The organism is Advenella sp. S44, from assembly GCF_002810445.1.
Classification (GTDB): Bacteria; Pseudomonadota; Gammaproteobacteria; order Burkholderiales; family Burkholderiaceae_B; genus Advenella.
The window spans coordinates 237,851-262,618 of sequence record NZ_NEXS01000010.1 but is presented as its reverse complement, the minus strand read 5'-3'; the positions used below and the strand labels follow the sequence as shown (position 1 = coordinate 262,618).

General features: G+C 57.4%; 16 protein-coding genes. 7 read left to right on the top strand and 9 right to left on the bottom strand.

The genetic code is table 11. The features are described from left to right. Positions 1–110: 110 nt before the first annotated feature. From pip to CAP48_RS17630, 7 genes are all read right to left on the bottom strand, one after another. Positions 111–1,049, bottom strand: a complete 939-nt coding sequence (gene pip / locus CAP48_RS17660) for a prolyl aminopeptidase (protein ID WP_100699147.1) — start codon at positions 1,047–1,049, stop codon at positions 111–113. A 21-nt stretch (positions 1,050–1,070) separates the two neighbouring features. Beyond that, entirely contained in the window at positions 1,071–1,970 is a 900-nt protein-coding gene (gene trmB, locus CAP48_RS17655) for a tRNA (guanosine(46)-N7)-methyltransferase TrmB (protein WP_242444548.1), read from the bottom strand. A 142-nt stretch (positions 1,971–2,112) separates the two neighbouring features. Next, entirely contained in the window at positions 2,113–2,685 is a 573-nt protein-coding gene (locus CAP48_RS17650) for a class I SAM-dependent methyltransferase (RefSeq protein ID WP_242444547.1), read from the bottom strand. A gap of 112 nt (positions 2,686–2,797) precedes the next feature. Beyond that, a complete protein-coding gene (gene metG / locus CAP48_RS17645) occupies positions 2,798–4,900 on the bottom strand; it encodes a methionine--tRNA ligase (protein ID WP_100699145.1) in 2,103 nt (700 codons plus the stop codon). Between the two features lie 42 nt (positions 4,901–4,942). Beyond that, positions 4,943–5,578, bottom strand: coding sequence for a chromate transporter (locus tag CAP48_RS17640; RefSeq protein ID WP_100699143.1), 636 nt, complete (start codon positions 5,576–5,578; stop codon positions 4,943–4,945). Beyond that, complete coding sequence (locus CAP48_RS17635) at positions 5,575–6,171, bottom strand: chromate transporter (RefSeq protein ID WP_100699141.1); 597 nt, start codon at positions 6,169–6,171, stop codon at positions 5,575–5,577. Before CAP48_RS17635 ends, CAP48_RS17640 begins: the two co-directional genes overlap by 4 nt. Before the next feature lie 91 nt (positions 6,172–6,262). Continuing rightward, positions 6,263–7,639 carry an MFS transporter gene (locus CAP48_RS17630; protein ID WP_197707286.1) on the bottom strand — a complete coding sequence of 459 codons (1,377 nt, stop codon included), beginning with the start codon at positions 7,637–7,639 and terminating at the stop codon, positions 6,263–6,265. Between the two features lie 259 nt (positions 7,640–7,898). Here CAP48_RS17630 and CAP48_RS17625 point away from each other — a divergent pair, with 259 nt between their 5' ends. After that, on the top strand, positions 7,899–8,861 hold the full coding sequence (locus tag CAP48_RS17625) for a LysR family transcriptional regulator (protein ID WP_100699139.1): 963 nt from the start codon (positions 7,899–7,901) through the stop codon (positions 8,859–8,861). A 151-nt stretch (positions 8,862–9,012) separates the two neighbouring features. On the opposite strand, the gene CAP48_RS17620 is transcribed toward CAP48_RS17625, so the two are convergent. Beyond that, positions 9,013–10,119: an NADH:flavin oxidoreductase/NADH oxidase gene (locus tag CAP48_RS17620; RefSeq protein ID WP_100699137.1), complete on the bottom strand. Its 1,107-nt coding sequence runs from the start codon at positions 10,117–10,119 to the stop codon at positions 9,013–9,015. 448 nt (positions 10,120–10,567) lie between these two features. Then, positions 10,568–10,855, bottom strand: a complete 288-nt coding sequence (locus CAP48_RS17615) for a hypothetical protein (RefSeq protein WP_100699135.1) — start codon at positions 10,853–10,855, stop codon at positions 10,568–10,570. Between the two features lie 400 nt (positions 10,856–11,255). On the opposite strand from CAP48_RS17615, the gene apbC reads away from it, so the two are divergent. The 6 genes from apbC to CAP48_RS17580 all read left to right on the top strand — a co-directional run bounded on the left by apbC (position 11,256) and on the right by CAP48_RS17580 (position 24,672). Next, positions 11,256–12,350, top strand: a complete 1,095-nt coding sequence (apbC, locus tag CAP48_RS17605; protein WP_100699131.1) for an iron-sulfur cluster carrier protein ApbC — start codon at positions 11,256–11,258, stop codon at positions 12,348–12,350. A gap of 17 nt (positions 12,351–12,367) precedes the next feature. Next, a complete protein-coding gene (locus tag CAP48_RS17600) occupies positions 12,368–14,149 on the top strand; it encodes an autotransporter assembly complex family protein (RefSeq protein ID WP_100699129.1) in 1,782 nt (593 codons plus the stop codon). After that, positions 14,149–20,529: a translocation/assembly module TamB domain-containing protein gene (locus CAP48_RS17595; RefSeq protein WP_100699127.1), complete on the top strand. Its 6,381-nt coding sequence runs from the start codon at positions 14,149–14,151 to the stop codon at positions 20,527–20,529. The genes CAP48_RS17600 and CAP48_RS17595 overlap by 1 nt, the downstream gene beginning before the upstream one ends. A gap of 85 nt (positions 20,530–20,614) precedes the next feature. Beyond that, positions 20,615–21,178 carry a dCTP deaminase gene (gene dcd / locus CAP48_RS17590; protein WP_100699125.1) on the top strand — a complete coding sequence of 188 codons (564 nt, stop codon included), beginning with the start codon at positions 20,615–20,617 and terminating at the stop codon, positions 21,176–21,178. A gap of 34 nt (positions 21,179–21,212) precedes the next feature. After that, entirely contained in the window at positions 21,213–23,477 is a 2,265-nt protein-coding gene (locus CAP48_RS17585) for an arginine/lysine/ornithine decarboxylase (RefSeq protein WP_100699123.1), read from the top strand. Next, a complete protein-coding gene (locus CAP48_RS17580) occupies positions 23,470–24,672 on the top strand; it encodes an NAD(P)/FAD-dependent oxidoreductase (protein ID WP_100699121.1) in 1,203 nt (400 codons plus the stop codon). The genes CAP48_RS17585 and CAP48_RS17580 overlap by 8 nt, the downstream gene beginning before the upstream one ends. Positions 24,673–24,768 lie beyond the last annotated feature (96 nt).

Sequence of the window (24,768 nt, the reverse complement as noted above, 5' to 3'; positions counted from 1 at the left end):
GCGACCGTTGCCAGGCAGGCATAAAAGCCAAGAGCCGCGACAGCAATGCGCGGCTCTTGGCTTTGAGCAGCCGGCTTTTCAGGTTTGAACAAGCGGAGGTTCAGTTTGGGCTATTTTTCCGCGTAACGGTCGGTGGCCTGTAGCAGCAGTTTTTGAATACCCGGCTCATTAAATGCGTGGCCGGCGTCGGGCACCATATGGAACTCGGCCTGGGGCCAGGCCTTGTGCAAGTCCCAGGCGGTTTTGGCCGGGGTGCAGCAGTCATAGCGACCCTGGATTATCACGCCGGGAATCTCTTTGAGTAGGTGAGCATTGTCCAGCAACTGGTTCTCTTTCATGAACCCCGAATGCATGAAGTAGTGGTTCTCGATGCGGGCGAAGGCCAGGGCAAAGTGATCGGCAATGTAGTTCAGGGTATTGGACTGATCCGGATACAGGGTGATCGTGCGGCCTTCCCATTGACTCCACGCCCGTGCTGCAATGATCTGCGCCTGCCGATCGTCGCCGGTCAGCCGTTTGTGATAGGCGGCAATCAGGTTATCGCGCTCTTCGGGCGGGATCGGGGCCACATAGTCTTCCCAGTAGTCCGGGAACAGGTAGGAGGCGCCTTCCTGATAGAACCAGCGCAGCTCTTCCTTGCGCAAGGTAAAGATGCCGCGCACGATCAGCTCGCTCACTTGTTTCGGGTGCGCCTGGGCATAGGACAGGGCCAGGGTTGAGCCCCAGGATCCGCCAAACACCAGCATTTGTTCTGCCTTGAGCACGTCGGTGCGCAGCCGTTCAATATCGCGGATCAGGTGAGCGGTGGTATTGTTTTCCAGACTGGCGTGCGGGACAGAGCGACCGCAACCGCGTTGATCAAACAGCAGGATACTGTAATGTTGGGGATTGAACAGTTGCCGATGGTGCGTGCCGCAACCGGCGCCTGGGCCCCCATGCAGAAAAACAGCCGGTTTGCCCTGCGGATTGCCGCAAAGCTCCCAGTACACCTGGTGGCCGTCACCGGTATCAAGCAGGCCGGTCTGATAGGGTTCGATTGGCGGGTACATGCAGTGTTCCTTCAAATAAAACTAGATACGTTTGAAAACGAGATCACGAATGCCATGGCCCAGTCGCAGGCCACGGGTTTCAAATTTGGTCTGTGGCCGGTACTCGGGTTTGGGGCTGTAGTCGGCGCTGGTGTTTTGCAGCAAAGGCTCGCCGCTGAGCACTTGCAGCATTTGTACTGCGTAGTCTTCCCAGTCTGTCGCGCAATGGATGTAGCCGCCCGGTTTGATGCGGCTTGCCAGCAGGGCAATGAAGTCCGGACGCACCAGACGACGCTTGTGATGGCGCTTTTTCGGCCACGGGTCGGGGAAATAAATATGCACACCCGCCAGGCTGTCCGGGGCAATCATGTTCTGCACCACCTCGACGGCGTCGTGCTGGATGATCCGGATATTGCTCACGCCAGACTCTTCAATGCGCTTTAAGAGCGCGCCGACGCCAGCATTGAACACTTCCACGCCCAGAAAGTTTTCCTGGGTGCGCAACTGGGCAATTTTCTGCGTGGTCTCGCCCATGCCGAAACCGATTTCCAGAATCGTGGGGGCTGTGCGGCCAAAGGCCTGGTCATAGTCAAGCAGCCTGGCCTGATAGGGCAGCGCCCATGTGTCCATATGCTGTTCCAGGGCCTGCTTCTGGCCCGGCGTCATGTGGGAGCGGCGATGCACAAAACTGCGGATGTGGCGCTCTTTGAAATCGTCCGGATTGCTGCTGTCCTTGTCGGAAGCGGCCGATGGCGCAGTGACTGTGTCTGCGGCGGTGTCGCTACCGATATCACTGATGGGATCCCTGGCCGTATTGCCGCTGCCTCGCGCCTGCTGTGCCGACTGCGGCTGGCCTTGTGGAATCTCGGTCTTGTCAGTGTCTGCGGGTACGTTGCCGGCAGGCGGGTTGTTGGTCTTGTTATCAGGATCTGCAGTGGTCATGGTAAAGAGTGCAAGGGGTACAAGTCTGGCTTGTGTATAGGGTCTATGCGCGGGCGGGCAGCCCAACGGGCAATGTCAGCCAACAGCGGCCAGAACGACAAAACCTGCATTGTAGTGCATTCGCCCAGCGGGCGCGGGCTGCCTACGCTGCGAAGCGGAATGTCATGACCCGGGCCGGCGGCACATTAGTCCACACAATCTCACTGCTGTAATGACAGGCTTTCAGGGACGATTGCCAATGGGCCTGCCGCAGGTTGTAGGTAAACTGAATGGCGCGCCCGTCATCCTTGAGTAGGGTCTGCCAATGATGCAGAATGCGGCTGCGCACTTCGGGCGGCAAAGAGATTAGCGGCAGGCTGGAGACAATCGCGTTGATGCGCACGTCTGGTGGCAGCAGGGCGTCCAGATCGGCGGCATTGCCATTGATAACGGTCACTTGCGGAAAGCGCCGTTGCAGGTGCTGGGCAAAGACGCTGGAGAACTCGATGACGATCAGTTTGTCGGCGGGAACGCCACGATCAAGAATGGCTTGTGTGATGACCCCGGTGCCGCCGCCCAGCTCGATCACGATCCCGTCATGTTTTAGCGGGATGTGCTTGGCCATATACCGCCCCAGCTTGCGCGAACTGGGGCAGATGGCGCCGGTAAACTTGGGCTGGTGCATCAGTTCGTTGACAAACAACAGCGGGCGAGAGCCCCTGACGGTTTTTTTCAAACGGACAAAACCGCTTCTGCACCACGTTCCAACCATATGAATCTACGTCCCGTTTTATTGTTGACCACGCCATGATGCCGTCGCACACGGTCCTTTTTACGGGACCCACTGCTTAGCGAACGCGCATGCCGGGCTGAGCGCCTTCCCAGGGTTCCAGAATATAGATACCCGGGTTGGCCTTTTCATCAGCATCGCTGGCGGCAAGCACCATGCCTTCGGAGACGCCAAACTTCATTTTACGGGGGGCCAGGTTGGCCACCATCACCGTATATTTTCCGATCAGAGCCTCAGGCTGATAAGCGGACTTTATTCCCGAAAACACATTCCGGGTTCTGCCTTCGCCTACGTCCAGTGTAAGGCGCAACAGCTTGTTTGAGCCTTCCACATGTTCGCAATTAACAATTTTTGCAATTCGCAAATCAATTTTTACAAAATCGTCAATGGTTATTACGTCTGCAATGGCCTCGCCCCCGGGCAGTGCAGACGCAACAGCAGCGGCGACCACATCGGCTTCGGCTGCCGGCGCATCCGGTTCGATCAGGGTGTCCAGCAAGCTGGGTTCAACCCGCTGCATCAGGTGTTTGAACGGCGCGATTTGGGCGGGCAGTTGCGCCGCATCGGCCCAGACAAAGCCTTGCTTCATGCCGAATAATTCAGTCGCAATACGCTCGGCCAGCGCAGGCAATACCGGCGCCAGCATCACAGACAATGCCTTGAAGCCGGCAATGGCGCGCGAGCAAACGTCCTGCAGGGCCAGTTTTTGCTGCTCGTCTGCGGTGCTGATGCCCTTGGCCATGACCCAGGGCCGGGCGTTGTCAAAAGCCTGGTTGATTTTGTCGGCATGCGCCATCAGGTGGCGGATCGCACGGGCGTATTCGCGGTTTTCGAAATCATTTCGTACTTGTTCAGTCAGTGTAGCCAATTCGCTTGTCATTGCCTGCGTATCACCGGCATAACCCAGCTTGCCATCGAAATGACGGGTGACGAAAGTGGCGGCGCGGCTGGCAATATTGATGTACTTGCCGATCAGGTCACTGTTGACGCGGGCAACGAAATCATCGGGATTAAAGTCGATATCTTCAACGCGCGCATTGAGCTTGGCTGCGATGTAATAACGCAGCCATTCGGCGTTCATGCCAATATCCAGATATTTGATGGGTGATATTCCGGTACCGCGGCTTTTGGACATTTTCTCGCCACTCACGGTAATAAAGCCGTGCACGTTCAGTGCGTCTGGCACCTTGCGTCCGGAAAACTTGAGCATGGCGGGCCAGAACAGGGCGTGGAAGTACACGATGTCCTTGCCGATAAAGTGCACCTGCTCGGTCGCACTGTCCGGTGCCAGCAATGCGTCAAAGTCGATACCCTGAAGCTTGCAGTAGGATTTGAGCGATGCCAGATAACCCACCGGCGCATCCAGCCAGACATAGAAATATTTGCCTGGCGCATCGGGAATTTCAATGCCGAAATAGGGCTCGTCACGTGAGATATCCCAGTCGTTCAGATTGCTTTCTTGATTGTCATCGTCGCCCAGCCATTCACGGGTCTTGGCCAGCACTTCCGATTGCAGGCGTTTGTTGCCCTGGCTGTTGGTGCCCGTGGTCCACTCCTGCAGAAACTCAACGCAGCGGGCATCGGACAGATTAAAGAAAAAGTGTTCAGAGGACTTCAGTAGCGGTGTGGCCTTGGTTAGCGTGGAATACGGGTTGATCAGATCGGTGGGCGCGTACACGCCGCCGCACACTTCACAGGAATCGCCGTACTGATCCTTGGCGTGGCACTTGGGGCACTCGCCCTTGATGTAGCGGTCGGGCAGGAACATGCTTTTGACCGGATCATAGAACTGCTCGATGGTCTTGGTGCTGATGAAACCGGCAGACTTGAGCTGGCGGTAGATCGCCTGGGACAGTTCGATGTTTTCTTCGCTGTCTGTGCTGTGCCAGTGGTCAAATTTGATATGAAAGCCGTTCAGATAGCGGGGGCGTTCCTGCGCATAGCGGGCCACCAGTTCCTGCGGCGTAATGCCTTCCTTTTCTGCCTTGAGCATGATGGGCGCCCCATGGGCGTCGTCGGCGCCGACAAAATGCACGGTGTGGCCCGCCATTCGCATGCTTCGTACCCAGATGTCGGCCTGGATATACTCCATGATGTGGCCAATGTGGAACGAACCGTTAGCGTAGGGTAGAGCCGTGGTAACAAAAATCGTGCGGGACATAAGATGCAGTATCAGATCAAAAAAGGAGGGAAAAGACTGATTTTAGACGAATATTGGGGTACAACGGGGTTTTGTGGCGATGGGCGTGCAATGACCGGGCCGTGGCACTTGCGACCTTGCAAGGCAGCTCGCGAATGTTCCTGGAGCCCCGCTTTCAGAGTACGCCAGCCTGATAGGCCAGCATCCCGCCAATGGCGCAGACCAGCAGCGCCCACATTGGATTGGCTTCGGGAAGACCAGCGTGCCCAGGACCATGCTCCAGGTTAGTACGTCAAAGGCCGAATAGAACGATAGCTCAATGCCGCTTGCAATAATCAGCCCGATGGCCACCGGCACCACTGCATCCTGCACCAGCTTGTATTCACGCCGGTGCGTAAAGTGGCTGATGACGCGGCCAATGGCAAAGGCCAGCACCGAGGCGGGAAGGACCATGGCAATGGTGGCCACCACCAGCCCGGCAATACCGGCCACGTGCCAGCCGATAATACTTGCAATAAGCACATTGGGGCCGGGTGCCGACTGCGCCACAGCAAACAAGTGCGTGAAGGTATCTGTATTCATCCATTGATGCACATCCACGGCTGCGTGACGGATTTCCGGTATGGCGGCGTTGGCCCCGCCAATGGCGATCAGCGAAATGCGTCCGAAGGTCAAAAACAGCTCCAGCAGCACGCTCATGGCTGATGTCCCTGGCGGCGGGCGATGACGAAATTGGCAACAATGGCCAGCGGCATCATCACCCCGACAACCTGCAACAGGGAAAATTTCAGCAGGACCACAAGTGCAATAGTCGCTATGCCGGCCATCATATGATGCGCACGCAAGTCAATTTTGCTGGCCATTTTCAGGCCGGTACCGATCACCATGCCGGCCGCAGCACATGCCGACCCTTGCAGGGCTGCGTTGAAATAAGGATTTTGATCCAGGAATTGGTACAGGAGTGCCAGCACAATTAATATCAGGATTGGCGGCACCAGCAGTCCGAATACGGCCACAGCGGACCCTTTGAATCCATGATAGCGGTCGCCCAGCATGACGGCTACATTGACAGTATTGGCGCCCGGCAGAACCTTGCCGATGCCCAGCAGGGTTGCGTAATCCTTTTCGCTAAGCCACTGTTGTTCGCGGACAATGACATGTCGCGTGATCGGGCCGACTCCGCCAAAACCGAGCAGGCCGATTTTGGCAAAGCCGCGAAACAGGCTGGCCAGTGTAATGTCAGGAGTTCTGGTGGGAGCAGGAAAGGGGGGTGTTGCCGGAGTCCGGGCCATAAGCGGAGGTACCAAAAATTTAAGTCTTATATAAGACTTAAATTGTACCCGCAATATGGCGACGGTTCCGGGAAAACGTGCCGGCACGGGCTCACGTTTTCAAATCGGCCTTTTTGGGTGGCCTGCACGCTCTCCGGCCGCGGTACGAGGTTCTTTGTCTGGTCAGCGCCAGCCAGCCATTGCGCAGTGATGGCAGAATACAAAACAAGGCAAGGGCCGCCATAATAAGTCCGACATTGCGGAACATATCGGCGTAACCGACCACGCTGACCCAGTATTGGCTTAGAAACGGCGAAATGAACTGGCCGATGAAGATTGAGGTCGCAACCATGCCAGCGATGCGACCGCGCAGCGAAGCGGGGGAATGCGAAATGGCGGTTGAAAACACATTGGGTATGGCAATGCCCAGTCCCGCGCCCATGATGACATTGGCCAGCACCAGTCCGGGAAAGTGCGACGCGACTGACAGTAAACCAAAACCGGCCGCCATCAGACTCAAGCCTGCCAGGAATATTACCGCCGTATCCAGGCGGCGTTTGAGCCTTCCAAAGCACAGGGCGGCAATGCCGCCGGCCAGATTGAAGGCGGCCAGCACCATGCCAAAGGCACTGGCGTCATAAATGCCTAATCCTTTCATGTGAAATTGCAATTGCGAAGGGACGGTATAAAAAGAAACATTGATCAGGAAAGCCAGCAGGCACACCGCTGCCACAACCGGCCAGTTGGCCGGCACGCTGGTCAGTGCTGTGATCGTTTGCCGGGACTGCTTGCGCTGTAGACGTTGTGGCTCGGTCAGGAAAATAATGACTGCGGGGATCAGTATCAGTGCGGCGCCGTAGATGACAAATGGCATACGCCAGTGCAACTCGGCCAACAGGCCGCCGGACATGACAAAAACAACGCCGCCCAGTTGCACAAAAGCCTGTTGCAGGCCGAGATATTTTTCCCGCTCAGCGCCGGTAAAATAATCTCCGATTAGCGCTGTATTCAATGTAATGATGCCGCCAATGGCGATACCCAGAATGGCGCGTCCGGTCAGCAGCATTGGAAGGCTGTCGGCAATCAGTCCCGAGGCTCCCGCTATGCCATAAAGCGCGATCGCCCCCACCAACAGCTTTTTGCGCCCGTAGCGATCGGCCAGTATGCCGGCAAGCGGTGCCGACATGGCCACGAACAAGGAAGGCAGCGTCAGCACCATGCGGCTGAGCAGGGCGATATGATCGCTATCGCCAAAACGGCTTTCAATGGCCGGCAGCGACGGGGCGATGATAATGCCTGCCATGATGGTCAGCGTTGCCACCAGCAATAGGACCAGCTTGCGCCCGGCCAGAGAACGCGAACTCATGGGCGCAGGCGGTGTTGGTGGCGCTGCGTCTGGCAGCTTGGCCTGGGCTGCGCCGGTTTTTGTCGCGGCGCGCGGCGGCTGTTGCGCTTGGGTCCGCATTTGATCGAGAGAAGGGTCGTTCATGCTATGAGGGTTATTGGTGCTCCCAGGGCTCTCAAGGCCATCACGGCTTTGAGAACTTTGAGGATTTAGCCGATTTTGCGGCGTAGGCGGTGTATCGTTGGTCATTATTACCTTGGTTGGCGATCTTTATTGTTATCATAAAACCTGAAGCTAAGTTGATGTCAACCGAGCATGCCGAATGTATTTTTACGTACGGTAGCGTCAGGCAGTGATATAAAGCGATAAGACAAATGGCATTATTTACAAATGCGATATTACGATGAAAGACATCAGGAACCTTGATCTTAACCTGCTAAAGGCGCTGGATGCATTGCTGGATCAGAGAAATGTGACGCGCGCCGCTGCCCGGCTGGGTGTGACACAGCCGGCGATGAGCGGCATGCTGACGCGATTGCGCGATACCTTCGAAGACCCGCTGTTCGTGCGCACGCAGCGCGGCATTGAGCCGACGGAGAGAGCGCTGGCGCTGGCAATCCCGCTAAAGCAGGTGCTGGGTGAAGTAGGGGCGTTGCTGCAGCCGCCTGTGTTCGACCCTGCCACAGCTACCACGCAGTTTACGATCGCCTCAACCGACTATGCGCTGCGCGCCATCGCTTTGCCGTTTCTGGCCACAATCAAGCGGCTGGCGCCCAATATCAAGGTGGCGCTGGTGCTGGTAAACGACACACAGATGCTGAGCCAGCTCGAACGGGGTGTGATTGACCTGGCCCTGGTCTCGCCCGAATACACCTGCCCGGACCTGCGCGCGCGCAAGCTGTTTGATGAGCATTACGTTTGTGTTTTGCGGGAGAATCATCCGGTCATCAAGCGCCAGCAGGACCTTACACTGGACCGGTTTTGCGAACTGGATCATGCGCTTGTGTCATACACAGGCGCGGGCTTTGCCGGCGCAACAGATGAAGCGCTGGAAAAACTGGGCAAAACAAGACGGGTCACGGTTTCGGTCAAGAGCTTTCTGATAGTGCCCGATTTGCTGCGTGCCAGCGATATGGTCTCGCTGTTGCCCAGCCGCCTGGTCACAGACCTGGCAGGCCTGGCCGTGTTTGAGCCGCCCATTGCTATTGCCGGCTTCACCAAAATGGCGGCCTGGCATGAGCGCACGCATCGTGACCCTGCCCAGCGCTGGTTGCGGCAGTTGCTGTTCGATATTTGTTTTGATAACCATGCGTCATGCCAGCCAGACCGCGCCCATTTGGCTGCCGCAAGGGTAGCGGCGCCCTGAGCGGGGGCGCCGGTCCTATCCTCGTTCGCTTTAGCCGCCGTGCCGCATTGAGCGTGGGCGTCGGTTATCTCAAAAGTTGGCTGCACAAGCTGCCGTCCCGCCTTGGGCAGGAACGACGATCATCGTAACGATCCTATTATGAGTTCGCTGCTTAAGCGGCGGCGCCGCGATAGCGTTCCAGCCAGTGCGCATAGGGTGCTGGCAGAATCCACGTGGGGCGGGGCTGCTTAAGTGCCTTGGCCAGGGCAAACGCGTAATGTGGATCGCTCAGGTGTGCGCGGCCAATCATGACCAGATCCATCTGCTCGTCTTCGATCACGCGATTGGCGACTTGGGGATCATCGATACCCCACGCCGATGCAACGGGCAGCTCGGCCTGGCGGCGTACGCGTTGTGCAATAGGCGCCAGAAATGCCGGCGTGGCCCAAGGGATCTGCGTGTCGGCAATCACAAAATTGGCGCTCACGTTCAGCAGGTCCAGCCCGCCCTCGCGCATATTGCGGACCAGTTCGATAGACTCGGCAACCGTCTGCTCATCACGACCGTCATATTCAATCACGCCGAATCGGGCGGTAAGCGGCAGGTTCTGTGGCCACACACCACGTACTGCCGCAAGGGTTTCCAGGAGAAAGCGGCTGCGGCCATTCAAGTCGCCGCCGTACTGATCATCACGCAGATTGGAGTGGGCAGAAAAAAAGCTTTGCGCCAGGTAACCATGGGCAAAGTGCAGCTCCAGCCATTCAAAGCCGGCATCGCGGGCGCGTTGTGCCGCTGCGGCAAAATCGGCCTTCACGCGCTCAATATCTTCAAACGTCATGGCCTTGGGGACTTTGGGCAGGTTCTGGCCATAGGCAATGGCTGACGGGGCGATGGGTTGCCAGCTGCGGGGATCGTCATCGGCAATATGGTCATCGCCGTCCCACGGGCGGTTGGCACTGGCCTTGCGTCCTGCGTGAGCAATCTGAATGCCCGGCACGGCGCCGGCAGCCTTGATTGAAGCGGCAATGCGGGCCAGTCCTTCGACGTGTTCATCGCTCCATAATCCCAGGCAGTTCGGGGTTATGCGGCCTTCCGGGGAAACGGCGGTCGCCTCTACAATTACCAGCCCGGCGCCGCCACGCGCCAGACTGGCGTAGTGAATCTGGTGCCAGTCATTGGTGAAACCGTCCTGGGCGCTGTACTGGCACATGGGCGGAATCGCGATGCGGTTGCGTAGGGTTACGTCTTTCAGGCTGAAGGGGGAAAACAGATCGGTCATGGGGGAACTCTTGAAATAGGTAAGCGAAAATTGGACAGGGTTTGCGCCTGACGGCGGCCCGCACCGGGGTGGCAATCGCCTGGGTGCCCGGGTATGTCAAATTATGGTGGCCTGCTTTCAATAATTCAAATGCTATATTTTTATCTTAGATATCAGCTGAAATGATATCAGCCGCTATGCACAAGCGTTGAGGCAGTTGGCGTGACAAGTTCAGGGTAATCGCGCCGTCGGTGCCCGCGGCGCATTGGCACAGGACAAGCGCAAAGCACGAGCGCAGGTAGCACGCAGCAAGCGCAGGTGCAAGGACAAGCGCAGGTGCAAGGACAAGCGTAAGTGGAACAGGGCAAGCGTTTATGACATGAAACAAAAAACCTTTGTTGTGACAAGGGTTCTGGGCAGGCGATGCACGCCGTCACGGGCCACCGTTATAGCCGCCCTTGATGCGCGTTTACTTTATTTCGCGAATTTCCACGTCTGTGATATCGGGCTTGCGCGAGAAGTTACCGGGTTTTTTGAATTTTTCGGAAAATTCGGTATGGGTCTGGCGCGCACGGGTTGAAGTAGACTTCCAGTATTCGCGGGCGACAAAGGGTTTGCCGCGTACTTTTGCAATAACGTAAAACAGCCCCACCGCGATTGCCGCAGAGACCAGGAACACAGCGGCCATGACAAGGCCTGCGATGGTGATTACACCAAAAAGCAGCGCTTTGAAAAACCGGTCCAGAAAATCGTTCATAGGGGGTCAGATCCTTGTATGTGGGAAGAGCCAATAAGCGCAAGTGGTTGCTTATTGTACACAAGCAATTGATTTTGCTTGATTTGTTTTTCTATAGTAGGGCTTTTTCACGAAAATTCAATAGCGACAAGCACGTACATATAGCAAAAAATTTCAAAAATGGGGTGGCCGCTGGCGCGCATGTTGCCAGGTCAGCGGTTCCCTCATCAGCAAGACCGGCCGCATCTCATGTGTGCGCGACCGCTGTGGCCGCTGTTGGGCTACGCTGTTGGGCCAGCAAAGCTGCGCCTCATAGGGAAGATATCCTTTCACCACACAGATTTTAACAATGTCCGGGGTCATTAAACGTTATCATTAAGGTCGTCACTTCCTTAAATAGTATCAATTGCAGCGAGTTGAAATGAGTTTGTCGTCAAAAGCCCTTTTGGATGCGTTACGGTCTGTGGTAGATCCGGCCACCGGTATGGCGGTGGTTCCTGCGCTCAAAGAGGCCGATATCACGCTTTCCGAAACGGAGGCAACGGTGCGCGTCGAGCCCGGATATGTGACCGATGCAGCCGCAAAGGCCGCGTTAACTGCGCAACTTGAGGCGGCTGCCAAACAGGCTGGCGTGCAGCAAATCACACTGCAGTTCAGTGATACCGTCCGGGCTCATGCCGTGCAAAGCGGGCTCAAGCCCATTGCGTCGGTAAAGAATATTATCGCCGTGGCCTCGGGCAAGGGCGGCGTAGGCAAGAGTACCACCAGCGCCAACCTGGCGATTGCGCTGGCGCAAAGCGGCGCGCGCGTCGGTATTCTGGATGCAGATATTTATGGGCCCAGCCAGCCGCTGATCATGGGCGTATCGGGCAAGCCGGTATCCAATGACGGCAAAACCATGGAGCCGTTGCGTGCGCATGGTATTACGGTCAATTCCATTGGCTTTCTGATTGATGCCGATTCGCCCGCCATCTGGCGCGGTCCCATGGTCACGCAGGCGCTGGAGCAATTGCTGCGCCAAACCAACTGGCCGGATCTGGATTATCTGATCATCGATATGCCGCCGGGCACGGGCGATATTGCCCTGACACTGGCGCAAAAAGTGCCGGTGGTGGGCGCCATTATTGTGACCACGCCGCAGGACATCGCGTTGCTTGACGCCCGCAAGGGCCTGCGCATGTTCGAGAAAATGAATATCCCGATTCTGGGCATCGTTGAAAACATGGCGATGCACATTTGTTCTAATTGCGGTCACGCCGAAGCGATTTTCGGCGAGGACGGCGGCAAGCGCATGGCCAAGGAGCTGGGCGTGCCCTGGCTGGGTGCGCTGCCATTGGCAAAAAGTATTCGCGAGCAGACCGATTCGGGCTCGCCCACGGTGGCCAGCGATCCCAATAGCGAGGCTGCTGCACTATATCGTGACCTGGCCCGGTGTGTGGCCTTGGCTGTTGCGGCCCTGCCCAGGGATATGGCTGGCCGCTTTCCCTCTGTGGTTGTCGAAAATCTGAAAAAATAAAAGCGCTGAATGAACCAATGCGATTGAACAAGGCTTGCTTTCTTACGACGATTTTATTGTTGGCCGGTGTCGGTCAGGTTTCGGCGCAGAAACCGGAAGTGATTGTGGATCCCAGCGGACTTGGCCCCGAAGCGCTGGATGCGCTCAATAAGGGGATTTCAGCTGTGGTACGCATGGCCGACGATCAGGATTCGGGCGAGGCTGACCGGATTCGTCGCAAGGGCCGCGAAGCGGTGATTTCAGCATTGGCCACGCGCGGCTATTTTGCGCCCGAAGTCACGCTGGAAGTCGGCGAGGACGTTGGCGGCGAAACCTGGGATATTTCCATTGATCCGGGACAGGTCTCCAAGGTCAAATCAGTGACCAATAATTTTACCGGCAGTATTGCCACGCCACGCTTTAATGATCGCGTCACGCAATTGCGCAAAGACTGGGCCCTGCCGGTGGGCAAGGATTTTCTGAACGAACAGTGGAGCAACGCCAAGTCGGGCATGCTCGATGGCGTGGCTGCCGATGATTTTTACCTGGCCCGCATGACGCATTCGCAGGCGGTGGTCAATCCTGAAACCGCCACCGTGGAAACCGAGACCTCGGTCGATAGCGGCCCTGCAGTGACACTGGGTCACACCGAAGTGGTCGGGCTGCGGCGCGTGCCGGCCAGCCTGATTCGTCGCTATATCAAGTACACGCCGGGCCAGCGATTCTCACAGGAGCAACTGGATACCTGGCAGCAGCAAATCCAGTCCACCAATTTCTTCCGCGGGGCATTTGTTACCCTGAAAAAACCACCGGGTGACGAGATCTACGCGCAGGATTCTGCAGAACTGCCGGTTGCGGTGCGAGTCTCGGAGGCGCCGGCGCGCTCTCTGGCCGGCTCGCTGGGCATTGACGATGCAGTGGGTCCTGGTGTCGAAGTGATGTACAAGCAAAATGTGGTGTTCGGCCAGCCGCTCATCATGGAAACCGGTGCTGCCGTCAACGCCAAGCTGCAACGCGCCTATCTGGATTTTCATTTGCCCCCCAACCTGGATGGCAGCAAAGACAGCGTGGGCGTGATGTTCCGTCATTCCGATATTCAGAACGAAGATGTCATGCGCTATGCCCTGGGCTGGAAACGCAAGCTGGAGTTCAAACTGGACGCGGACAGCCGGGTCGATTATGAATCGAACTGGGGCGTGCTGGCCGCCTATGATTCGGTCAAGCGAGACGGCGAGGATCGTTATCGCCTGCCGTCGCTGGTGGCAACCTGGGATCTTCTGCGTCGCGATGTCGATGACAAATATGATCCGCGTGAAGGCAATTTGATTGCGCTGGGCCTGGGCGCTGGCGTGACGCTGGATAAAGGCGAACCTTTCAGTCGGGTCGGGCTGCGGGCTCAGCAATGGTGGCCGATAGGCCGGCGCGACGTGCTAACCTTGCGCGGCGAAACGGGGCAAGTGTTTGGCGCCAGCGGCATGCGCATTCCCGATGACTTCGGCTATCGCACCGGTGGGGCGCGCTCCATTCGCGGCTATAAATACAACGACATTGGTAAATCCGCAGGTGACGCGGTTGTGGGCGATCGCTCTCTGGCCGTGGTCAGCGTTGAATATATGCGTTACTTTGACGATCGATTTGGGATGGGTGTGTTTGTTGATGCAGGCGATGCCGCAGAGTCGTTCAATAAAATGAAATTGCATGTTGGCTATGGCGTGGGCGCGCGAATCAAGACGCCTGCCGGTCCGCTGTTCCTGGATCTGGCTTACGGCCAGCGTGATCATAGTATCCGGCTGCACTTTTCATTGGGAGTGGCATTCTAATGAAAACGAAATATTTGCGCGGGTTTTTTCGCTGGAAATCGATAGTCCTGACACTGTTGATCGGGCTATGTGCCTTTGTATTCTGGTTCATGGGAACCAATCCGGGCAGTCGCTGGCTGCTCAATACCGTGATCAGCCAGGTGGGCGGCGAGCTGAGTAATGTGCGCGGAACGCTTTGGAGCGGTATTGAGCTGGACCGGCTGCTGATCGATACGCCGGAGATCAAGATTACCGGCAAGGAAGCGGTGTTGAAGGTGGACTGGCTCAAACTGTTCAAGCGCACCTTGCGCGTGGAGCAGATGAGTGTAGCCGATCTGGATGTGAAGCTGCTGCCGTTGGAAAATCCCGAGCCCGAACCGGAAGAATCCAAGCCATTTGAAATGCCCGGTATTCCGATTGGCATACAGGTCGACAGGCTGGACGTTGGCAGTTTTGCCCTGCTGATGCCCGACGGTTCGGGCTTGCCAGTAGGCCTGAGTAATTTCAGCCTCGCTGATTTGCTGATTATTGACCAGCACGCCAAGGGAACGCTGCAAAGCGTTCACATCTCGCATCCGCAGTCCGACGTTGATCTGAGCGGTACGCTGGAAATCGAGTCGATCAAAAGCCCGTATCCCATGAAGCTGGATTTGAATGCAAAACTGGCTACGCAGAATCGGCAGTCGCCGGTCTGCCTGAGCCAGTTCGTGCAGGTGGGCGGTGTGCTCACGGGCGCGTTGCAGCAACGAGATTGCACTTTTGATTTGCGCACCCAGGTCAACGGCGATCTGGAAAAACTCGGCTTGGCCCTGCAGGGTAGCGGCCAGGGCGCGCAGGTAGACGCCAAGTTAAATCTGGGCCTGACAGACGGTGGCATTCCACTGAATCAGGCCGACGTGGACATCAAGCTCGGCGACAATTCCGGCTTGCAGCTGAAAGCGGACAAAAAGACAAAGCAGGGCGTGGCCGATTCAGACCGCCTGTCGGGGACCATCGCCAGCCAGCAATTGACGATCAAGGGTCAGCAGGGCGCCGCCGATTCCGTATTGACCACTGATATGACATTTGTGGCAGACGTTCTGGGTATGTCAAATGTGCAGGGATTGCAGCTGAAAGGCACGATTGATGGCCAGAGCCAACTGCAGGGCAAGCCGCTGGCAGCCGACCTGGACGTGGACATTGATTCACAGGGTGTCCTGACGCAGCGCCAGATTGTTGATGGCGAGCAAATGGGTCAGGCGGTTGCCGACAACGCCCGGGCGGCAGCCGCACGCCAGGCACAGCATGAAGGCAAGACCGTAACCACGGCAAGCGGCGACGATGCGCTGGAGAAGGCGCAGCAAGTTGCGTCAAACACAGATGCAATCCAGACGTCTACTACGCAGGTGGACCTGAACCGATTGAATGTTCGCAAGGCGGATATTGATGTCAAACTGGGTGAAAACAGCGTTTCCACTTCGGGCAGTTTCGGTCAGCAGGAAAGTGTGCTGCGACTTAATATTGACGCGCCCCAACTGGGCCAACTGGTCGATGGCGTCAATGGGACCGCGACGGTTTCGGGCACGCTGGCTGGCACCATTGCCTCGCATGTGCTGGACATCAGCGGCAAAGTGAATCAGGGGAATGTCAAAACCCTGGGCAAGGCGCCGCTTGATCTGTCAGCCAAAGTCAACGGCAAGTGGCACCAGCTGGCCGACGGCGTTGATGGCTGGGAAGGCGAGCTGGCCGCGCTGAACCTGGCTCATGCGGGGGTCCGTCTGCGCGAGCGCGCAGTGTTGCCGCTGCTGTTCAGTCCCAATGCCACCGGCGTGCAAAAAACGTGGTCTGCTGGCCCCGGCGCACTGGGCTTGACTTTGCCGGGCGCAAGCGAGACGCAATTGACGCTGGATAAAGCCAGTGGCAATGCGCAGGGCATCACCACGGCGGGATCATTTAACAATCTGGTCATCAGTGACCGGCTGATGGACGACATCGCCCGGATGAATGCGGCCGGCGCTGCGCAATCGGCGAACGCTGGCGATCAGGCCGATGCGGCTGCGCAGGATACGGCAGCCAAGAATGCGACCGCCAAGGCTCTGGCCAAACAAACGGCGGGCAGTTTCCCGGATATTGTTTTTGACGGCGACTGGAATCTGGAGACGGTCAATGGTCTGCAAGGTACGGTCAATCTCAAGCGGACTTCGGGCGACCGTTTCGTGCCGCTGGTGCAGAAAATTCCGCTGGATTTCGAGACGCTTAGCATCAAGCTGAACGAAACGCGCGAGGATGAGAAACACTCGGTACTGGCCATCGCCGCGCAAGGGCAGGGGCCACAATCGAACCTGAACGCCAATTTGAATCTGGATATGTCAGACGTGATTCCCTTGCGCGACGGGAAATTACAACTGGCATTAACTGACGGTGCCGGCGTAACCGCAGATATTGAATCGGTCGCAGGCGTTAGCGAAGGCACAGACCGACTGACTGCCATGGTGAATCTGCAATCGCTGAATCTGGCTTCGCTCTCGGCCGGCGCCACGCCGGCCTCTCTGCTTAACGGTAAGGTGTCGCTGATCGCGGATACCTTGCCTGGTAAGCAGCAAATCGCCGACGTGGCTGTTGATGCGCAATTTATGCCGGGCAGCCAATGGAATGACAAAGCGCTGGCCGGCGTGGTTCGCAGCAAGGTGCATCTGGCGGGCATGTTCGATGAGCAAAATGAGCAGGAGCGGGCTGATCGCAGCATCAAGCCGAATCTGGACAAGTTGCAGGTGAGCGACACCGAGGTGGATGTGACGCTGGGGAGCAACCGCATCACGGCGCATGGCGGCTTTGGCGAGGATGCGAGCCAGCTTTACCTTGACGTGAATGCACCGGCGCTAGCCAATTTCTGGCCATCCCTGCCGGGCAGCGCGCTGGTCAATGCAGTGGTGGACGGTCGTGTCACCAATCATCATGCGCAGGTTTACGGCATGTATGCCCAGGCGCCCAGCCAGGTGCTGGGCAAGGCGCCGGTCGTGTTCGGCCTGGATGTGGAAGGCGCCTGGGATAAAGTCGAGGGCGGCCAGCAAGGTTGGGTTGGCGTATTGAGCAATTTGCACCTGCGGCATACCGACTTGCGGCTGCAGCAGCAGAGCCCGATGTCGCTGTCTTTCCTGCCTGATGACGGCCGCCAGCCAACGCAGTGGGCCACCACGGCGTCCCGGTTTCTGCTGGATCTGCCCGAACACCGCAGTGCGTTGATTTTACCCGGCGAGTCCTCCGGCAGCGGTAGCCAGTGGCAGACCAAAGGACAGATTCAGGATCTGGTGATCAACCCGCAATACCTGATGAATCTGCAGAAAGCGTTTACCGCCACAGATGAGGCAGCAGCTCGCGCCGCAACGCAGGCGGCGGCCAAGGCCCTGGAAGTGGCTGCGGCACAGAATAAAAAAGCCGGGTCCGGCAAGCGTGAGAATGGCAACAATAAGGATGCGGCTGCCACGACCGCCGCCGACAAGGACATCACGCTGGACGCTGAGTGGGACCTGGCATTTGCGCAAATGCTGACCGGTTCCTTGCATGTTCATCGCACCGACGGCACGGGCGTTTTGCCGTTCAAGACGCCAGTACCGCTTGATTTTGACACGATTGCACTTGACATTGAACCACAGCAGACGCAGCAGGTGCAGGACGGATACGCGGTCACGGCCAGCGCAACCGGCGAAAAATCACATCTGAATGCAGACGTCAAACTGGATATGGCAACGCCGCTGCTGTTGCGCGATGCCAAGGCAGACCTTGCGCTGCGCGACGGCTCTACGCTCACGCTTGAGGCGCTGGTGTCGCCCAAAGGCGGTCAGGACGAGTCGGATCGCATTCATATGCGAGTCAATGCCAAGGCCCTGCCTGTGAGCAAGCTGATGGCAGACAGTATTCCCAAGACCTTGCTCAGTACCGACCTGGCCGTGGATGTCGATATGTTTTCACCGACGGCCATTAAATCGGCGAGCATCAAGGGGCAGTTCGATAAGGGTAGTGTCTGGAACGACAAGCCACTGGCCGGTACCGTAGACTTGGCGCTGCAGGATCTGACGCTGGACGGACAGGCCGGCGCGGGCATGGATCTGAATGCCTTCAAGGTGCCTGCGGCCAATATCGATTTGACCCTGGGCAGCAACAAAATACGCAGCAAGGGCGCATTCGGGCAAGCCGACAGCGAACTGACGCTGGATGTGGATGCGCCGGCCCTGGCTTCGTTCTGGCCTGGCCTGCCTGGCAGCGTCACACTGGATGGTACGATCAAAGGCATGGTCAGCAAACATGCGGTGGATCTGAAGGGCATGTTCTCCCAGGGTAAATCGCGCGAACTGGGCAAGGCGCCAGTTAATCTCCATTTGGCCGGCGATGGCTCATGGGGCAAGAACGCACAGGGCGCTGAAGGCTGGCAAGGTATGCTTTCGGTGCTGGATGTGCGCCATGCAGGCATCAGCGTTGAACAGGAAAAGCCCTGGACATTGGCGTTTGCGCCGTCTGCAGAGGGCGGACTGCCAGCATGGGAAGCAGGACCATCGGCCATTAATATTGGCCTGCCGGGCAAACACAGCATTGTGATCCGGCAGGAAGGCACCTCGGGCAGCAATGGCAAATGGAATACCAAAGGGTCAATTGACCGCTTTGTGCTCAGCCCGGCCTTCATCCGCGATATGCAAAAACTGGCCGATCCGGCCGCCCAAGAGGCGCAAAACAGCAACGCAGGCATTATCGACCGGCGCAAGAGTACGCAACAGGAGACCTCGCTGGTACTCGATTTTGACTGGGACCTGGCCTTTGATGGCGCGCTGACGGGCAAGACGGCCTTGAAACGGGTGAGCGGCGACTTTATGATTCCGGCGTCAACGCCGATTCCGCTGGGACTGACCAATATGCTGGTCGCGGCCAATTTCAATAAAACCGGCGAAACTACCAGCGCCGCTAATCTGAATATTGCCTTCGATACGCAAAACAAAGGCAATCTGAAGGGAGCGGGCGCGATTGCATTTAACGGTCTGTCGCCGAATCTGAGCGGCGCCAAAATCACGCTGAACGGCAATCTGGAAGATATCAGCTGGATGGGCCCGCTAACTGGCGATTTGCTGGATCTGGGTGGGGCCGTGGCGCTGAACGTCACGGCGCAATCACGCGCCAACGGCCAGTGGACCACGAACGGTAAAATTTCCGGCTCCAAAGTGAAAATCGTGGAAATCGACAACGGCATTCGTCTGTTGGACGGTACGCTGGAGGCCACACTGCGTGATAACCAGGTAATGATCAACACGCTGCGTTTCCCCTCTGTGATCCGCATCACGGCCAATGAATGGCGTACCAAGAAATGGATTGAAGAGAATGAGCCGGCGCAAAACGGCTCGCTGGGCATTACCGGCAAATGGAACTTGAACACCAGCCGCGGCGATTTCCGGATCGTGTTCGATCATTATCCGATCATCCAGCGCTCGGATCGCTTTGTCATGATCAGCGGCGATGTGGATATTGATGCGCCGTTGCCCAAAGTGGCAATCAAGGGCAAAGTCACGGCCGATGCCGGCTGGGCCAGCGTGGATATCCTGGGCAGCGTGCCGGCCGTCGATGGCGATGTGGTCGTGCTCAAACCCGGCCAGACCAAGGTCGTCAAGGAAGAGTCGCCGCTGGATCTGAGCCTGGATTTTACGGTCGACCTGGGCAAGCGTTTCTATATCGTGGGCATGGGGCTCGATTCGGGCCTGGTGGGCTCGCTCAATGTGATTCAGGAGAAAAACCAATTGACTGGCGTGGGTGCCTTCCGCACGCGTGGTGGGGCCATCGAGGCCTATGGACAGCGCTTGCAGATTCGCCGAGGCCGGATCACCTTCCAGGGTAATCTGGCCAATCCGATTCTGGATATTGAAGCCCTGCGCACCGGGCTGGATGTGGAAGCCGGGGTCAAAGTGGTCGGAACCGCCAAGAAGCCCAGGATTGACCTGGTGTCTTATCCGGACGTGAGCGAAGTGGAAAAACTGTCGTGGCTGTTGATGGGACGGGGTCCTGACAGCGGCGGCAGCGATGCTGCCCTGTTGTTCTCGGTGGGCTCGTCTATCGTGGGTGGCGGCGAGCCGTTCTATCGCAAGTTGGGGCTGGACGATATTGCCATCCGTTCGGGTAATGTCGGTAAATCCGGTACGGTTCTGCCCGAAAAAACAGTGGCCTCCAGCGTTAATCAGGAGTCATCCAGCGACTTGTCCGAACAGTTTTTCGCGGCCAGCAAAAAGTTTGAAAACGGCATGACCGTGAGTGTCGAGCAGGCCATGGCCGGCACCGGCACCGTGGTGCGCGGCAGTTACCGCCTGTTCAGAAACCTCTCGGCCGATATCAAGGCCGGCACGGTCAACGGACTGGAACTGATCTATCGCCGGTTTTTCAGGGACTGATGAAAAATGCATACTCCCCTGCAGCCGCAGGGGCTACAATGGCGCTTTTCCCTTCGGGGCAGACCCCAGCAGAGAGATACAGGCTATGAGTATCAAGAACGACCGGTGGATTCGGCAGGCGGCGCAAGACGGCATGATCACTCCCTTCGAGGCGGGTCAGGTGCGCCAGATTAACGGGCAAAAGATTGTGAGCTATGGCACCAGCAGCTATGGCTACGATGTGCGTTGCGCCGATGAATTCAAGATTTTTACCAACATCAATTCCACGATTGTAGATCCGAAGAACTTCGATGAGAAATCCTTTGTCGACTTCAAGGGTGATGTTTGCATTATTCCGCCGAACTCGTTTGCGCTTGCCCGGACTGTTGAATATTTCCGCATTCCGCGCGAAGTGCTCACGATCTGCCTGGGTAAAAGCACATACGCGCGTTGCGGGATTATCGTCAATGTGACGCCGTTGGAACCAGAGTGGGAAGGACATGTTACGCTGGAGTTTTCCAACACAACACCGCTGCCCGCCAAAATCTACGCTGGCGAGGGATGTGCCCAGTTTCTGTTCCTGCAGGGTGACGAGGTGTGCGAAACATCGTACCGGGATCGCGGCGGAAAGTATCAGGGTCAACAAGGCGTCACCCTTCCAAGAACATAATCAGGCTATTTGATCAGCCAGCCAGGAGTACCGGATGAAATTTCGTTTCCCCATCGTCATTATTGACGAAGACTTCCGCTCGGACAGCGCCTCCGGTTTCGGTATACGTGCGCTTGCCGATGCCATCAAGGCCGAAGGTGTCGAGGTGCTTGGCGTGACCAGTTACGGCGATCTGAGCTCGTTTGCGCAGCAGCAAAGCCGGGCCAGCGCCTTCATCCTGTCTATCGACGATGAAGAGTTTGACGTCGACTCGCGTGAAGACGTCGCCCATGCCATTCGCAATTTGCGTACCTTTATTGGCGAGCTGCGTTTTCGCAATGAAGACATTCCTATTTATTTGTATGGCGAGACCCGCACGTCCGAACATATTCCCAATGACATCCTGCGCGAGCTGCACGGCTTCATTCATATGTTCGAAGACACACCCGAGTTTGTGGCTCGTCATATTATCCGCGAATCCAAAAGCTATCTGGACGGATTGTCGCCGCCTTTTTTCCGCGAGCTGGTCAAGTATGCGCAGGATGGTTCCTACTCGTGGCACTGTCCGGGCCACTCCGGCGGTGTGGCGTTTCTCAAAAGCCCGGTGGGGCAGATGTTTCACCAGTTCTTTGGCGAGAATATGCTGCGCGCCGACGTTTGCAATGCCGTCGAAGAACTGGGCCAGTTGCTGGACCATACCGGTCCGGTCGCCGAATCTGAGCGTAATGCTGCCCGTATTTTCCATGCGGATCACTGCTATTTCGTGACCAATGGCACCTCTACGTCCAACAAAGTGGTGTGGCATGCCAACGTGGCTGCCGACGACGTGGTCGTAGTTGATCGCAATTGCCATAAATCGATTCTGCATGCGATCACCATGACAGGCGCAATACCGGTGTTTTTGCGCCCGACGCGCAACCACCTGGGTATTATCGGCCCGATCCCGCTAGAGGAATTCGACCCGGAAAGTATTCAGAAAAAAATTGAAGCCAATCCGTTTGCACGCAAGCTAAAGAACAAGACGCCACGCATTCTGACCCTGACGCAAAGCACGTACGACGGCGTGATCTATAACGTGGAAATGATCAAGGAAAAGCTGGGCAGTATTGTTGATACGCTGCACTTTGACGAAGCGTGGCTGCCGCATGCCGCCTTTCATGAGTTCTATACGAACATGCATGCGATCGGCCCGGACCGGCCACGCAGCCAGGACGCGATGGTGTTTGCCACGCACTCCACGCATAAACTGCTGGCCGGGATTTCACAGGCATCGCAGATCGTAGTGCAGGAATCCCAGACTCGCAAGCTGGATCGCAATATTTTCAATGAAGCATTCCTGATGCATACCTCCACGTCGCCGCAGTACGCGATTATCGCGTCCTGCGATGTCTCAGCGGCGATGATGGAGCCGCCGGGCGGCACCGCGCTGGTTGCAGAGAGTATTCGCGAAGCGCTGGACTTTCGCCGGGCCATGCGCAAGGTGGCCTCGGAGTATGGCCGCAATGACTGGTGGTTCAAGGTCTGGGGCCCGAATCGCCTGGTTTCCGAAGGCATCGGCTTTCAGGAAGACTGGGTGCTCGAATCGGGCGATGAATGGCACGGTTTTGGCGACCTGGCCGAAAATTTCAACATGCTGGACCCGATTAAGGCGACCATTATCACGCCGGGACTGGATATTGATGGCAACTTTGCCGACAGCGGGATCCCTGCGGCGCTGGTGACCAAGTATCTTGCCGAGCATGGCATTGTGGTGGAAAAAACCGGTCTGTATTCCTTCTTTATCCTGTTTACCATCGGCATTACCAAAGGCCGCTGGAATACGCTGGTGACTGCACTGCAGCAGTTCAAGGATGATTACGATCGCAATGCGCCACTGTGGCGCATTCTGCCGGAATTCTGTGCCGACTTCAAACGGTATGAGCGCATGGGGCTGCGCGACCTGTGTCAGAAAATCCATGAGGCCTACAGCGAGAATGACGTGGCGCGCTTGACGACAGAGGTCTATCTGTCGGATATGGTGCCGGCGCTCAAGCCCTCGGATGCGTTTGCCAAAATGGCGCACCGGCAAGTGGAGCGCGTACCGCTGGACCAGCTTGAAGGCCGCGTTACCGGCGTGCTGCTCACGCCCTATCCGCCGGGCATTCCCCTGCTGATTCCAGGCGAGCGCTTTAACAAGACCATCGTGGAATATCTGAAATTCGCGCGTGGCTTCAATGCAAAATTCCCGGGCTTTGAGACCTTTATCCATGGTCTGGGCCATGTGGTCGATGATGACGACCGTGATTTTTTCTACGTGGACTGCCTGAAGCTGGATGAGTGAATCAGTTGATGTCGTGATCATCGGCGCCGGCGCCGCCGGCCTGATGTGTGCGGCAGTGGCGGGCCAGCGTGGTCAGCGGGTGGTGTTGCTGGATCACGCCAGCCGGCTGGCGGAAAAAATTCGCATCTCCGGTGGCGGCCGCTGCAATTTCACCAATATCGGCACGACCTGGCAGCAATTTCTGTCGGCCAACCCGGCATTTTGCCGCTCCGCGCTGTCTGCCTATACCCCCGATGATTTTCTGGCGCTGATGCGCAGCCATGGCATTGCCTGGCATGAAAAGCATAAGGGGCAGCTGTTTTGTGACGACAGCAGCGAGCAGGTCATCGAGATGCTGGTGGCCGAGTGCGAAAAGGGCGGTGTTAAACGCCGCATGCAGGTATCTGTTACGGCAATTGGCCAGGAGAACGGCGGCTTTACGGTGCAGACCCAGGCCGGGAGGCTGACAGCCGCCAGGCTGGTGATTGCAACCGGCGGCATGGCCATTCCTCAATTGGGGGCGACCGACTTCGGACTGAAAGTGGCGCGCCAGTTTGGCCTTAAAATCATCGAGCCGCGTCCGGCGCTGGTTCCCCTGACGTTTGATGCGCAAAGCTGGACGCCGTTTGCCCAATTGTCGGGCCTGGCGGTGCCGGCCCGGCTGGAAACCGGGCAGGGCAAGCGGCGCGGCAGCTTTGACGAAGACCTGCTGTTTACGCATCGTGGTCTGTCTGGGCCAGGCATTTTACAGATCTCCAGCTATTGGGAGCCCGATACCCCGATTCACATAGACCTTTTGCCCGGGCGCCGCCTGTCGCAGGAACTGGTGCAGCGCAAACAGGGCAGCAGACAAAGCCTGGGCACTACCCTGAGCGAAGTGTGGCCGCGCCGGCTGGCCGAGAACTGGCTGCAATACAAGGGCATGCTGCCGGCTCAGCGACTGGCCGATACCGCCGACAAGGCGCTGATGCAACTGGCAGACAGCGCGCAGCCGTGGACGCTGACGCCATCGGGGACCGTCGGTTACAAAAAGGCCGAGGTGATGCGTGGCGGCGTGGATACGCGCGAGCTGGACCAGAAATCCATGCAGGCGCGCAAGGCGCCGGGACTGTATTTTATCGGGGAAGTGGTCGACGTGACTGGCTGGCTGGGCGGATATAACTTTCAGTGGGCCTGGGCCTCTGCCATGGCCTGCGCCCGGGCGCTATCGGTCTGATTTGCTGTAGTACCGATCCGGCTGGCAACCACCTGGGATGACTGCCGTATAAATTATAAAAATGTGTTTTCCGGACCGGCTAAGTATGGATACCGC